Annotated in this window: 9 protein-coding genes and 1 pseudogene; 6 read left to right on the top strand and 4 right to left on the bottom strand. The window is 42.3% G+C overall.

Annotation, left to right across the window (positions count from 1 at the left end; genetic code table 11):
* Nucleotides 1-385 precede the first annotated feature (385 nt).
* From nspC to MUS1_RS06085, 3 genes are all read left to right on the top strand, one after another.
* A complete protein-coding gene (gene nspC, locus MUS1_RS06095) occupies nt 386-1,483 on the top strand; it encodes a carboxynorspermidine decarboxylase (RefSeq protein WP_036160228.1) in 1,098 nt (365 codons plus the stop codon).
* 33 nt (nt 1,484-1,516) lie between these two features.
* Nucleotides 1,517-2,755, top strand: coding sequence for a saccharopine dehydrogenase family protein (locus MUS1_RS06090; protein WP_036160226.1), 1,239 nt, complete (start codon nt 1,517-1,519; stop codon nt 2,753-2,755).
* Between the two features lie 276 nt (nt 2,756-3,031).
* On the top strand, nt 3,032-3,817 hold the full coding sequence (locus MUS1_RS06085) for an SHOCT domain-containing protein (protein WP_036160225.1): 786 nt from the start codon (nt 3,032-3,034) through the stop codon (nt 3,815-3,817).
* Nucleotides 3,818-3,997: 180 nt separating this feature from the next.
* Here the strand turns inward: MUS1_RS06085 and MUS1_RS16375 are convergent.
* Nucleotides 3,998-4,261, bottom strand: a pseudogene (locus MUS1_RS16375) (LysE family transporter); the annotation flags it as partial.
* Between the two features lie 622 nt (nt 4,262-4,883).
* On the opposite strand from MUS1_RS16375, the gene MUS1_RS06075 reads away from it, so the two are divergent.
* The 3 genes from MUS1_RS06075 to MUS1_RS06065 all read left to right on the top strand — a co-directional run bounded on the left by MUS1_RS06075 (nt 4,884) and on the right by MUS1_RS06065 (nt 10,248).
* Entirely contained in the window at nt 4,884-6,494 is a 1,611-nt protein-coding gene (locus tag MUS1_RS06075) for a glucan biosynthesis protein G (RefSeq protein ID WP_245595762.1), read from the top strand.
* A gap of 2 nt (nt 6,495-6,496) precedes the next feature.
* Nucleotides 6,497-8,626, top strand: coding sequence for a glucans biosynthesis glucosyltransferase MdoH (gene mdoH, locus MUS1_RS06070; protein WP_036160223.1), 2,130 nt, complete (start codon nt 6,497-6,499; stop codon nt 8,624-8,626).
* A 359-nt stretch (nt 8,627-8,985) separates the two neighbouring features.
* The gene (locus MUS1_RS06065; RefSeq protein ID WP_036160222.1) at nt 8,986-10,248 is read left to right on the top strand and encodes a hypothetical protein; all 1,263 of its coding nucleotides are present in this window, start codon (nt 8,986-8,988) and stop codon (nt 10,246-10,248) included.
* A gap of 52 nt (nt 10,249-10,300) precedes the next feature.
* Here MUS1_RS06065 and yccS read toward each other — a convergent pair whose 3' ends face one another.
* The 3 genes from yccS to MUS1_RS06050 form a co-directional block, all read right to left on the bottom strand.
* Complete coding sequence (gene yccS, locus MUS1_RS06060; RefSeq protein WP_036160221.1) at nt 10,301-12,502, bottom strand: YccS family putative transporter; 2,202 nt, start codon at nt 12,500-12,502, stop codon at nt 10,301-10,303.
* A 270-nt stretch (nt 12,503-12,772) separates the two neighbouring features.
* Nucleotides 12,773-13,591 carry a M23 family metallopeptidase gene (locus tag MUS1_RS06055; protein WP_051436136.1) on the bottom strand — a complete coding sequence of 273 codons (819 nt, stop codon included), beginning with the start codon at nt 13,589-13,591 and terminating at the stop codon, nt 12,773-12,775.
* Nucleotides 13,592-13,940: 349 nt separating this feature from the next.
* The gene (locus MUS1_RS06050; RefSeq protein ID WP_036160220.1) at nt 13,941-15,167 is read right to left on the bottom strand and encodes a sirohydrochlorin chelatase; all 1,227 of its coding nucleotides are present in this window, start codon (nt 15,165-15,167) and stop codon (nt 13,941-13,943) included.
* Between the last annotated feature and the right edge of the window lie 13 nt (nt 15,168-15,180).

Here is a 15,180-nt window from a genome sequence, read left to right as displayed (position 1 = left end):
CGCACTGTTTAGAACAAGGTAAAACCCAACACTCGACACTATCGTTTGACCTCACTCAAGGGACCCACTTTGATCTAAAAATAAGAGCAAGCATATAAATGAGCAGTTGGGTGGGGAATGGTCTGTTAGATTCTCTCATTCATACCAACAAAACCTACCATACGGTTGTTGCAGGTGGTGAAAACTGCGTTTTCAGTGTCTGATTGCGGTCGTTCCTCCCTTATCATGACCTTATTTTTATGTTTGGCGGGTATTCGAACTTTGACGGCAGCCGCAAGCACTGAAAAAAGTGCAGTAAAAGCTTCATTAAAATACTTTCGTTTACGCTAGAAAAAGCCCCCTCCTTTCACTAGAATACAGCGCTTTCACTAGCGGGCAGGTTGCCATGATTAAGACTCCTTATTATCTCATCGACAAAGCAGCTCTTTTAAAGAACTTAGAGAAGATCGCTTATGTACGCGAACAGTCTGGCGCTAAGTCTTTGCTCGCTCTGAAATGCTTTGCAACTTGGTCTGTGTTTGATCTTATGCAGGAATACATGGACGGCACAACGTCTTCTTCTTTGTATGAAGTGAAGCTGGGTAAAACCAAGTTCCAAGGCGAAACTCATGCTTACAGCGTGGCGTATGCAGATGATGAAATCGCGGAAGTGTTAGAACATTCCGATAAAATCATCTTCAATTCCATTGGTCAGTTCACTCGTTTTAAAAAGGCCAGTGAAGGTAAAACGCGCGGTTTACGTGTAAACCCTCAAGTAAGTACGTCTGAGTTTTTAATCGCCGATCCAGCGCGTCCATTTAGTCGTCTTGGCGAATGGGATCCTGAAAAAATCGAAACCGTCATTAATGACATTTCTGGCTTTATGTTCCACAACAATTGTGAAAACGATAACTTCGACCGTTTCTCTGACATGCTAACGCTAATCGAAGAGCGTTTTGGCCACCTTATCCAACAAGTGAAATGGGTCAGTTTAGGCGGTGGCATTCACTTTACAGGCGAAGGTTATCCGATTGATCAATTCTGCCAACGCTTAAAAACCTTTTCAGAAAAGTACGATATTCAAGTTTATTTGGAGCCAGGCGAAGCCTCGATCACTAAGAGTACAACTCTTGAAGTGACTGTTTTAGACACCTTATTTAATGGTAAAAACTTGGCGGTGGTAGACAGCTCTATTGAAGCCCACATGTTGGATTTATTGATTTACCGTGAAAATGCTAAAATGGCGCCCTGCGATGGTAAACACGAATACATGATCTGCGGAAAATCCTGTTTAGCAGGGGATATTTTCGGCGAATTTAAATTCAAGCAAGCATTAAAAGTGGGTGACCGTTTGTCTTTTGAAGACGCAGCGGGTTACACCATGGTGAAAAAGAATTGGTTTAACGGCGTAAAAATGCCTTCTATTGCCATACGTCAATTGGACGGTAGCATTGAACTCGTTAGAGAATTTGATTACAACGACTTTGAACAGAATTTATCTTAATTCTGTCCGACTCAAACCTTGGAGAATAGTTTAATGAAAAAGAATGTCCTAATAATTGGCGGCGGAGGCGTGGCTCGTGTTGTAGCCCACAAATGCGCCCAACACAATGACACACTGGGCAATATCGCAATTGCTTCGCGCAGCGTTACGAAATGCGACGATATTGTATCCAGTGTCCTCGACAAAGGCAGCATGAAAGTAGAGGGCCGCATTCAAGCATTCGCCCTAGACGCTCTTGATGTCACCGCTACGGTTAAATTGATCAAAGAAACTGAATCTGAAATCGTGATCAATGTGGGTTCCGCTTTTATCAATATGTCTGTATTGGAAGCGTGTCTTGAAACAGGCGCTGCTTACCTAGACACAGCGATCCACGAAGACCCAGCGAAAATTTGTGAAACGCCACCTTGGTACGCAAACTACGAATGGAAACGCCGCGAATTATGTAAAGACAAAGGCGTAACCGCTATTCTTGGCGTAGGTTTTGATCCAGGTGTTGTAAACGCGTACGCGGCACTTGCGTACAATGATTATTTCGACACTGTTAGCGATATCGATATTATCGACATCAACGCTGGCAGCCACGGCAAATACTTCGCGACGAACTTTGACCCAGAGATTAACTTCCGTGAATTTACCGGTCGTGTTTACTCTTGGCAGAATCGCGCTTGGCAAGAAAACAAAATGTTCGAGATCAGCCGAACTGACGATCTACCGGTTGTTGGTAAGCAAACGGCTTACATGACAGGCCACGATGAAGTGCATTCTATTTCTCAAAACCTAGACGTGCCAAACGTACGTTTTTGGATGGGCTTTGGCGAGCATTACATCAATGTATTTACTGTATTAAACAGTCTAGGTTTGCTTTCTGAGCAGCCAGTAAAAACGGCTGAAGGTTTAGAAGTTGTGCCACTTAAAGTAGTAAAAGCCGTACTTCCTGATCCTTATTCTCTTGCGCCTGATTACACAGGTAAAACGTGCATCGGTGATGTTGTGAAAGGCATCAAAGATGGCAAAGAAAAAGAAGTCTTTATTTACAACGTAGCGGATCATAAAGATGCGTACAACGAAGTAGGCAGCCAAGGTATTTCTTACACTGCGGGTGTGCCACCTGTTGCAGCAGCAATCCTTGTCGCTAATGGTACTTGGGATACAAAAGAAATGCGTAACGTCGAGCAGCTTGATCCAAAACCTTTCCTAGGTTTGCTTAACGACATGGGTCTTCCGACTCGTATTAAAGATGAAAATGGTGACCGCCCTTTTACGCTTTAAGCGTTAGTTTACAACAAGATAATGATAAATAAATAACCTCGTAACCTGTTAAAGGTTGCGAGGTTATTTTTTATACATCAGCTTCGTTATCGTGTTTACACCCATCATATTCACTTTTATTTTCAATATTATAAAGCCAATCAAAACTGTTCGAAAAATAAACAATTAAGTCGCATTTAGTTCATCATCATTATGATAGACTGCACGCACCGCGGAACCTGCTAACACACGAAGCTGAACAGCTCTCCGTTAATCAACTTATTTAGGGAGAAATGCATGCAAAACCTTACTCAAAGTGGCCAACAATTGGTTAATAGTCTTTGTAGTAAATACAACCTTAGTTACGACGCTGTCGTTCATATGCTGATCGCAGTCAATAACGGTTCTGGTAGCATGGCTCAATTTAACTGCCAAGAATTAGGTGGTGGTGGTCAATGGATGCGTGGTGGCATGACCATGGTTGGCGATATGTTTAATAATGGTTTAAAAAACACGGTAGACAACCTTTGTAATGACTTATCGAATGGCCTTGCGACTCTTGAAATATTTGTTCCTATTCCACAAGGGACACCAGGCAGTAGTCTATGGTGGCCAGAAGATTTAGGACAACCATTCAGCAGTGGTGCACAAAATAATATTCGCTACGCTGTATTTCCAAATCGTTTAGCGGTTGAACTTAATGGTCAAGTGACCGTTTATAATACCTTAGACAATAATATTGGTGGCGTAAGCCAACAACAAGGTGGTGATACGTCACTTACTTTTAGCAGCCAATACGGCACCATCTCTGTAAACAGTTTACCTATTATCTCAGGAGCTGGTATTGCACAGGTACCACAACGTAATTTCGCTGAACCAATGCAAAATACCTTTACGCCAGAGAACAACAGTGTGTCTCAGACAAGTAACCATGCCCAGCAAATAAACAGCAATATGCCTAATACATCTTCTGTTGATGAAACCATACAATTAATAGAAAAACTGGCTAAATTAAAAGACGCTGGTGCCCTTTCTGAAAACGAATATAACGCGAAAAAAACAGAACTGCTTAACCGAATTTAACGATAACAAGCATTGTGTAATCGGTTCTTTGACGCATTGGTTAAATCGTTTACTGTACTGAAAGCCATATTATCTATTGGGTTTTAATATCAGATAATATGGCCTTTTAATCAAATTATTTGATCTACGACGCTCTGGATTCGACGTCGTTAATCTACTATCTAAAACGCAATTCACTATCTAAAAAGCAACCCTATAAGCTCCCATCAATAACATGGCGCCGCCCAATATTCTGTCTATAAAGTGAATATAGCGATTGAATATAGGTCTTACCTTTGGAAGAGTAACAACGAAAATAAAGGTTAAGTACCATGCCATTTGAAGACAAATAATCAACACGACTACCAGTATTAGATTTGAAATTGACATATTTGGTGAAAGAACCACAGAAAACAAAGATATAAAATACACAGCGGCTTTAGGGTTCAATGCGTTTACAAAGAAACCACTCCAAAAAGCAGAGTTAGAGGTGCTATCGTTTTTTTTCTCACTTTCTGTAGCTGATTTTTTTAAAAGACCCCTTCACAATAGAGTATCCAAGATAAAAGCGGTTTGTCTTTTATCAAACCAGACGACGATATTGCGTTTAAACACTTTCAATGAATGAACAATGGTTATCACTCTTTTTTATCTGACTATTCCACTCCCGGCAACAGTGCAGAGCTTATTGAACTAAGAGATAAAATCACAAAAGTGCTTTTATATTCGATTTATTGGCGCGTTGGAGACAGCTTGAGCAATAAAAAATTTCGATCCGACTATAAAAATGAACTACAACTTATTCTAAGACAAATTAAGCAAACGATTACTCTTTTAGGCTCTCAAGAATAATTCAGATGACTTCTACTCGTCTCACTTAGACAAACAACGTAAAATCCCATGCTATCTGTTTGATAATGTGGGCTTTATTTCATCTTCCTTCTAAGAAAACACCGTGTACGCTCACTCTTTACAATTAACTGAAACTCCCCATCCCCAACCTTACAAATAGCTAAGATATGATAACTCTTAATTAAGTAGCCCTAATAAATGGCGAAGATTAAATACGGAATAAGGGAGTTTCATCTTGAAGTCATCTATTGCATTTTCTAGCTATCATTCTGTCAAATCATTGTTTGTTACTGTCTTTTCTATACTTGCGTCCTTCATGATCAACATATCAGTCCATGCAGAATCCTCGAGCACTGATATTTCAACAAGTACCAAGAGCACGGCAAATACAAAATCAACTGAAAATATAAAACCGATAGGGTCACCGTTTTCATATCAAACCGTGATTGACCTGGCCAAAAAACTGTCACAGGCACCAATGCAGCCCATCGGCAAAGCGCCACAATCTTTAATCGATATGGATTACAGCACTTATCGCCAAATCAACTTTCAACAAAACCAAGCCGTGTGGGGAAATACTCCAACTAAGTTTTCCGTACAATTGTTTGCGCCCGGTTTTTTATTCAAAGATTTAGTGTCAATTAATGTGGTTGAAAACGCGCACTCTTTTCCATTAGCAATGTCACCAGATTCTTTTTCTACACCAAATGAAGAAATCAGAAAGTTAATTTCTGAGGTCGGAAAATACGCCGGATTACGTTTGCATTACCCTATTAATCGCGAAGATTACAACGATGAATTTGTGGTTTTTCAGGGCGCAAGTTACTTCAGAGCCATTTCAAAAGGCCAAACATACGGTTTATCTGCTCGTGGTCTTGCTGTAGATGTAGCACAACCAAAAGGTGAAGAGTTCCCTATGTTCACACAGTTTTGGATTGAGCGCCCAGCATCAAGTCAAGACGCTATTGTTGTTCACGCATTGCTAGACAGCAAAAGCATTACCGGTGCGTATCGTTTTGGTATTTATCCAGGTAAACCCACTCGCATGGAAGTGAAATCTACCCTCTTTCCTCGAGTGGATTTACAGCATGTCGGGATTGCCCCTTTGACGTCGATGTTTATGCACAACAGCTCGCTTGATGCATCAGACATTCCTGATTATCGTCCAGCCGTTCATGATTCTGACGGTTTGCAAATCCTTACAGGGAAAGACGAAATGCTATGGCGTCCGTTAAATAATCCAAAAGATTTACAAATCAGTGCATTTTCAGACAAATCACCAAAAGGTTTTGGTTTGATTCAACGCAGTCGAAGCCTGTCTGACTATCAAGATTTAGAAGCACATTATCAAACACGCCCTTCCGCTTGGATTAAACCAATAAACGATTGGGGAGATGGGCATATTGAATTGGTTGAGATTCCTTCCGCTGCAGAAAGTAATGACAACATAGTCGCCTTCTGGCAGCCAAAAGATGGTTTGAAAAAAGACAACGCCTACACTTACCAATACTTGATGACATGGTCAAATGACACACCTGTATCACTTAACTTCCCTCGTATTGTTCGCAGCGCAAAAGGCACCAAGCTGTTTGGGAAAGATCCAGAAGTCGTTATTGATTTTAACAAGATGCCAGACGTCAACATTGATGATTTAACAATAGAGGCCAGTACGAGCCAAGGTAAAGTCGTTGAAGCGCACCTTACAAAAAACCCTTACAACAATGGCGTACGAGCTTTTTTCACCTTTGACCCTGAAGGCGCAAGCAGCACAGAACTACGCGTTCAACTTAAACAAGATGATAAAGCCGCAGCTCCCACTTGGTTATACCGCTGGTTAGAGGAATAACAATGTTGACTAAAGCGAAACTCGCATTACCGCAGGAGTCCCCTCTTAACATGCCTCGTCACGCAGTGAATGAGTCAAGTAAACCTCTTGGGACCATGTTTCAATCTTTTGCACTAACCACTTTTTTAGCACGATTATTTGTTGTCCTTATGACTATCGCGTTGTCTTGGTATGGCGCGACTGAAATGTATTTGGTACTTAGTATCAATGGCATCGCTGGATTACAGTGGTTATTTCTATTACTTTTTTGTATTAACTTTAGCTGGATTTCTTTTGCTTTTTCTCAAGCAACTTTAGGGTTATTCAGTCAGCTGTCTCCTTTTTCTCGTCGTCGAAAAGAGCAAGAAGTAGAAAATGTTACTGCCATTTTGTTACCTGTTTATAATGAAGATCCGCTTCGTATTCGCGCCAGTATTCAAGCAATGCATGAAGACATATCCAAAAAAGCACCGGGTAAGTTTGCCTTCTTCATTCTCAGCGATACGAATAAAGCCGACGCTTGGATAGCCGAAGAAGAAGCCTTCAACTCATTACTAAATAACGACCAGTCTATTTGTCCAATTTATTACCGTCGTCGTAACAACAACAAAGAACGTAAAGCAGGCAATATTGCCGATTGGGTCACTCGATTTGGTGGTGCGTATGAATGCATGATTGTTCTGGATGCAGACAGCTTAATGAGTGCTGATTGCTTCCAAAGCTTAACTCGAAGAATGAAAGCAGAGCCTTCTCTTGGTCTCATTCAAACCTTGCCAACATTGATTCGAGCAAACACTTTATACGGTCGTATTCAGCAGTTTGCTAATCATTGTTTTGGCCCTGTTTACGCCTCGGGTTTAGCGGCATGGCATGGCAGTGCCTCAAATTTTTGGGGGCACAACGCCATCATTCGAACCAAGGCCTTTTCTCAAGCTTGTGGTCTGCCAATTCTTGAAGGTAAAGCACCTTTTGGTGGTCATGTAATGAGCCATGACTTTATGGAAGCCGCTTTGTTACGACGTGCTGGTTGGGGGGTACGATTTGACACGGATTTACAGGCATCTTATGAAGAAGCGCCACCGTCACTTATCGATGTCATTGTGCGTGATAGACGCTGGTGTCAGGGAAACTTACAACACAAAGCCTTCGTATTTGCCAAGGGCTTTCATTTTGCTACGAGACTGCATTTAATCACAGGCATTATGTCTTATTTAAGCGCGATATTTTGGCTTTTATTGATAGCCGTAGGCTTTGCTTTGGCAGTACAGGCTTATTTTGTTCGCCCTGAATATTTCGCCAACCCCTCTCTTTTTCCGACTTGGCCAGTATTCGACTTCGAAAAAGCACGCTCTTTATTTGTGTTGTCTATGTCTCTGGTGTTAGCGCCTAAACTCTATGGCTGGTTTGCGGCCCTATTAAATATTCGCCGTTGCTTTGCATTTGGCGGTCCGATATTGCTGACATTAAGCATTATTGTCGAAACACTTTTGTCTGCTTTATACGCTCCGATTCTTATGTTCTCTCAATTCCAAGTGGTTTACGACATTCTACGAGGCCGTGACAGTGGCTGGAAACCGCAATCTCGTGATGATGGCGCTAACTCTTGGAAAGTCGTCTGTCGAGCCCACTATAGCCACACAGCATTAGGTTTAGCTTTGGCGAGTAGTGCTTTATTTCTAAGTCCTGAACTCTTCTACTGGTCTCTACCTATTACCTTTGGATTAACCTTTTCTATTCCTTTGTCTTGGCTAAGTGGTGGTAAAAACAGAGGCAACATTATTCGTTATCTAGGCTTACTAAGAGCACCAGAGGAAAAGCATACAAATGCTATTATTACTGCACTCAATAAACACGACAATGCTCTTAAACCACTTATTTCAGATGTGGAAATACCATCTTTGATACGCCTTACCTCTAACCCAGATTTGTTTTATTGGCATCTAGCGCAACTACCAGACGCCAATTTAGCGTCATCAAAACAAGAAGAATCTCAAAAAGAATTTTGCCGAACATGGATTTGTGCAGAATGGCAGATTATCCACAACCAAGACATTCACGGTTTGCTAAACCACCTAAAAGAAGACGAATGTTTAAGTATTTTACAACACCGCTCCTTATTGGAGTCCATGGAAAAATTTGTAGTGAAGGTTTAAAACACTAACGCTCAGTTTTAAACTATAAAAAATAACCCCATCATTTTATCAAATCATGGGGTTATTTTTATTAAGAGCCAAACGAAGGTTTTCATTTCTTATTTCTCTGACTATGATAGTCAAAGAGTTACTATCCAATAAACATTTACAACCTTCATCTAGAACTACCTGATGCCTAGGCCTAGCCTTTACCAAAGACCCAAACGATGACTAAATTAAAATATTCTTAGCTCAAAGCCTCATCGACATAACGTTTACATAAACAATAGAAATTGCACTTATTATGCGAATCTAAAACATAAAAGCTGAATCGCTTTCGCTTTTATTAGCAGACCTCAAACAAGGATTTTTTTCAAGTAGTGGACATTTTAAAGAAATACACTGGTTGGTTTGTACTCGGCACATTGATTTTTTACTTATTTTCAGTCACTCAATTCACCTCTGTACTGATACCGACTTTACTCGCTTGGTTCGCAAATACGGCCATGTGGCATACATTAGCACCGAGTGCGAAGCGCCAAGTGTCATGGCTAATGGGAATTGGCGTCGCCGCACTATTATTTGCAGCGACTCAAGGCGTGTGGATGTCTTGGCAACAAGTCTTTGCTGTCAATTTGCCTATGCTGGCAATGTTCGTCGCCGTGTCTTTTTTGGATCTTACCAGTTCAAAAGATGAAAGTAGACCACTACCCAAAGGCTTAAGTGCCATATTTAACACCGCTATCGGTGTTAATCTGTTAGGTGCTGTGATTAATTTATCAGTTATCATGGTATTTGCAGATCGCATGAAAGGCGCTCTTAAACTCACCCCAATACAGCAATTTATTTTAACGCGTAATTTTGCGGCAGCGGCGTGGTGGTCACCTTTCTTTGTAGCGACAGGCATAGCCTTAATTTACGCTCCCGGCATGGAATGGCAGAAAACACTTATTCCAGGAATAGCGATGGCTTTCGTCGCGATTGTATTTTCCAGCGTAGAAGCCTACCAACGCACAAAAGGCGATTTTCTCGGTTACCCGATTAGACGAGAAAGCCTATTTATTCCTCTTTTTATGGCGCTGGCAATTATATTGCTGCATTTTATTTGGCCGGATGTCAGCATACTGGTGCTGATTTGTCTCTTAGCGCCTAGTGCGTCTATTGCACTGATGCGCACACCCTCAAGACGACAAACCTTAACGCACTTTGTAAATAAGAAACTGCCACAAATCGGCAGCCAGTTTGCTTTATTTTTGGCCGCAGGGATTTTTTCAAATGGTATCAGTGCCATTATTCTGAGTTACCCAGAGTTTTTCAACTTAGATAACTTCACCTTCAGCCCAGTGTTATTTGCATTGACTTTAGCTGGCATGATTATCATCGGTCTTGTTGGCGTACATCCTGTTGTCAGTATTGCCATCGCCAGCCCAATGCTTCTGCCTTTAAATCCAGACCCAACTCAGCTGGGGTTCTTATTTTTAAGTGCTTGGGCCATTTCAGCAGGCAGCAGCGGTTTAACCGGTTTAGGCTTACTCATGACAAGTCGGTACCAAATACCAACCAAAGACATAGTCACCAACAGCGCGCCATACGCTATTGTTATGTGGTTACTCTGTTCGTTGGTAAATGGTTTTTTCCTATAGCTAGGAGCTCACTCTTTTTCAAAAAAAAGATTAAGCCAAACACCGTTCCCAATTAGTTTAATGCTTTTACTTTATCGCCATGAACCTGCACTTGCAGTTCATGTGTTAAGCGTCGAATCTCTTTTAATTGCCCAAATAAAGACTGTAATTGAGACTGTAAAAAATAACGTCGTTCGTCTTCATCTGATGCACAGTCTTCCAGTGTTTTCTGCCACAATTCAAACTCCGCTAGGCTAAATGCCACAGAATGCCGTTGCTCAAGACTCTCAGCCACTTCAAGTAAACTCTCAACAATATAATCACTCGCCTCCGCCAGTACTTGATTACTGGATTGCTCTATCAACATGCCGCGATGCGCACTAAAGGCCGCAATATAGTTAAACAAAGTATGACTACGAATCACCAAGCGTTGCCACAGTTCCGTGTCTGTTCGATAATGCCCCGGCTCTTGTTGCATATTCACCAAGGTAGACGTTAACAAAGCATCCGCATTGTAAGCACGACGGCGAGTATGCCGGTAAACCTGTTCATCTACGTTTTCTTCTTGATAAAAGCGCATTAGCTCTCGTAAATATTCCGCACTGCGTCGCATTCCTTCAGCAAAGGTCATTGGCAATTGTCGATACGCCCAATCCGGTAAAATAAAGAACACCGCCAGCCAAGAAATCGTACTGCCGATTAAGGTATCAATGAGCCTCGGAAAAATCACATTATAGCCATCCGATACCTGATTAAAGCAACAAACAACCATGAGCGTAATCGCCGCCGTCGCCAACACATAACGATGGGTACGAGTAATAAAAAACACCACGCCAGCAACGACCGCCAACACAAGCTGAACCGACTCCATCGGGAATAACGTAATCAAAGACCAAGCCGCAACCAAACCCACTATGGTTCCCGCAATCCTTTCATAAAGTCGTTTTCGAGTGGAACCAAACGTCGGTAAACAAACGAACAAAGTCGTTAACAACACCCAATAACCCACACTAATATTCATATTTTGGATGATGACATAGCCGCATGTCAGTGCAATAGACATACGAACGGCATGACGAAACACTTGAGATTTAGACGTTAACTGATCCGTTATTTGTCCCCAAATAGAACGTAACGTTACTCTAGGTTGAGGGATTTGAAGAGAAGCATCCGTCACAGATTCATCCTCTAGCTGGGGTGTCTTATCCAACTCTTTTTGCAGTTCAAGTACATTGTCTGTCAGCTGTTTTAAAGAACGGAACAAGCGCCACTGAACGGGTTGCGCTTCGCTTTCCAAATGCGCCATCGACTTTAAAACACCGGCAACCGCTTCTTCACTGTCGCGCAAATCAATCGAATGTTCACCCCGAATCGCTTCTCCTATTTTTCGACAACTTGTGCCCGATTCTGAAAGCTGGCGCTGCAAGCGGAACAAGATGTCGCTGTGAAAAAAAGTGTCTGCTAAATCGGAATAATTATAGTGGGAAGAACTCGCCCGCTCATGAATACTTTGCGCGATAAAATAGAAACGAATATAACGGCCTAATCGTGGATTACCTGGACTGCTACCAATACGGCTCACTAAAATCTCGCGCACTTTATTCAACGCCACTACCACTTGGCCATGTTGCTGCGCCAATTCTAGACGTAAAGTATCGACGGCCGCAGTAGAAGGCGGTGGAAAAAACTTAGACTTAAGTTTTAAGTACAAACCAATTTCAATATACAGAGAAGCCAATGCTTGACGTAACGTCACATGAACAAAAAAGGCCGCCCAAATCACTGACAAAATCCCGTACCACAACGCACCAGAGGTCAGTAGAACAGGCTCATACCAGATTGGCATTTCATGAGTTGATTGGTTGAGGCCAATCATGGTGTACACAGACAAAATGAGCGTCGCCTGAGCAATCACCGCATAACGACGACCCAGAGCGCCACCCATCGTCAATGAAAAAGCCATAACCGCAAGACAGCTACCAAACGCCCACGGATACGGCATCAAAGCTTGTACACCGAAAGCCGTCATCATAAACAGAACCAAGGTAATCAATAAGGTGCGAACCCGCCCTTTCCACCCATCTTCCGTTTCCGCTAACGCACTGGCAATAACCCCCAAGAAAAGAGGAATAATCCAATCGATATGATCAATACTCCAGCTCAATGCCATTGCACCACACAAAGCGATAAACACTCGAATACCATAAGATAACTGGCTTATCCCACCGACTTTACGCAATGCTTTTGGAGAAAGCTTAAAAGGATTCGTGGTCAAATTGCGTCTCCTAATCGACAGCAATTAATAGTATGTAACTAGCTTACTTGCAACAACATCATATCAAATAAGATCTTATTAAAAATAAGCCAAGTCATGATTTAAAAAGAATTCATCTTTTATTGTGAATTTTTAAGAATGTATTGCAGCTTACTAGGGTTGGATCACATAGTGATTTGTTTTAGGTGAGGTTTGGGAACAGAGTTGATTTGAATTTAACTCTGCCCCGATTTTTTCGATTTACTAATAATCCATTCTAATCCTTAGAAATTACTCTTTGATCCACAAAGCCGCGTCTACTCGGACATCACGAATATTCATTCGCCAATCAAGATGAGGACCGGTAGATCGACCAGTAGAGCCAACAGCTGCAATATGCTCGCCTTTCTTTACGAACTGCCCCACTTTTACATCAACACTAGATAAGTGCAAAAAAGTACTAAAGACCCCAGCACCATGATCTAAAATAATGGTTCCGCCGCTGTAATATAAATCCTCTTCCGCCAATACAATCTTGCCGCCTGCTGGCGCATAAACAGACTCGCCTTTCGGTGCAGCGATATCAATTCCCCAATGTGGACTGCCCGCTTTGCCATTATAAAAGCGCTCACTGCCATACACACCAGTAATCCGACCTTGTACTGGCCACTGAAACACATCGGTTCGCCAATAATCATAATCACCAATCTTAGCGCGCACATCTCGTACTTTTTTCGCTTCTGCCTGAATACGTTTTACCACCTCTGCAGGTGGCGTCACACGAGAAGTAGGAACACCGTTGACTCTTTGCACCTTATATTTTCGTGGTGTAATACGAAGTGTCTTGCGTTCAACCTCACCAGAAGGCGAAGTAATGGAAATACGCTTGTTTCCTGAGACTTCTCGGCTCAAACCAATGGAAAGATAACCTTTTGCATCTAACGTATAAGAAGTATCGAGGAACTCAACCATTGAATAAGGCGCCGCTTGAACAACAAGATAACCACCGCTCTGATATTGCTTTTCAGTAATCGTGATCAACTTCGCACTAAGCGGTAAACACACAAAGATACAACACAACGTAAAGGCGCACTTTAGATAATTAAGCATTCTTCCTCTTTCATTTTTTGATTTTTGACCTTTCAATGACCTCTTGAACCATCACTACAGGATACAAGAAGTTAATTTTATATACATTATATGCCTATAAAAACAGTCCAAGAGGAAACAATTGCAAAGCGATAAAGAAACACTCTTATCAGGGTTTCAAATGGTAGATTACGCTTCGCTAATCGCCCCTACAAGAGCCAGATATAACCCCATCTTCCGTCTTCCCCTTCCAAGACAAAGGGGAAGGAACTAGTGACAACCCTTGTCGCGATAAATCACGGCCTACAATTTGAAGACAAAAAAATGCCCAGCAAGCTGCTAGGCATTTTAGTTTTTATGTCACAAAAGTCTACTTGTGGGCAAAGGCCGTTTTCGTGCAGTCGCCGTCTATTTTGTCTTTTTCTTCTTCTAGGATTTCATCGGTGAATTGTCCCATGAAGCAGCAGCAGATGCCTTCTCCTATCATGGTTCTTGGTCCCATTGGGTGGCCGATGTGTTTGTAGATGCCGTGGGAATGTCCGTGGCTGTGGTCATGAGAATGACTGTGACCGTGCGAATGGTCATGGCTATGATCATGTCCGTGAGAATGTGAATGCGCTTGTGGTGTCAGTACAGACGATGGTTTGTTGTCCGTTGCTGCGAAGGTGGCGTGTTTCACGTCGAAGTCGGATAAGCCTTGTGTGTCGTCTTGTGGATCAACGAATTCAGCATGGTGATGATGAATGTCTACTTCGCCTGCGGCTAGGCGGCGTTTGAAGGAGTTCATTAGGCTTTCTTCGCCTGTTGGTAGTTCTGATTTCATGATTTCTTCGACGCGGTTTTGGAAGGCGTCGATGACTCTTGGGTGGTCGCTGAGGTAAGGCGTTTGGATAAATTCAATCGCTGGGTTGGCTTGAGCCACTTTGTCTACGTAGCCTTGGATGCGTTTGATTAATCGCCCTGTGAATAAGAAGTAAGGCGCGACGACGATGCGTTTGTAGCCAAGCTTCATTAGGTTTTCTAAGCCAACACCAACCGATGGATAAGTGACGCCAGAGTAAACCGTGTCTGCCCAACCAAAGCCCATGTTTTCATTGACGATTCGCGTCAGTTTAGCGGCTTCGGCGTTGGCGCCTGTGTCTGATGTGCCACGACCAACAACCACCAATAATGTGTCGTATAGGTTTTCTGGTGGGTTTTGTGGATCAAGTCCAAGGGATTCATAAATGCGCGCTTGGAAGGCTTCGATCATGTCGTCTTGTAAGCCAAGTTCACGACCATAGGTGATGTGCAAGCCTTCGTTTTTTTCTTCGTACGTGGTCAATACAGAAGGAATGTCATTTTTCGCATGGGTTGCAGCGAATAACATTCCCGGTACGGCGTAAATTTCTTCTACACCTTGGGACAATAAGCTGTTCAATCCCATGTGAATGTTAGGTGCGGAAAATTCTAGAAAACCGTATTCAACAGGTAAGTGAGGAAAGCGCTCTCTTAGACCTTTTGCGACCAAGCCGAATTCACGTTCTGCGTCTTTATCACGACTGCCGTGGCCACAAATCATGATGCCCTGTTTTTTCACTGATTCTGTATTGCTCATTATCTTGCTCATT

Origin of the sequence: Marinomonas ushuaiensis DSM 15871, from assembly GCF_000521805.1 — a bacterium.
Taxonomy (GTDB): domain Bacteria; phylum Pseudomonadota; class Gammaproteobacteria; order Pseudomonadales; family Marinomonadaceae; genus Marinomonas; species Marinomonas ushuaiensis.
The sequence above is the reverse complement of the archived record's forward strand: the minus strand, read 5'-3'. Positions and strand labels throughout refer to the sequence as shown.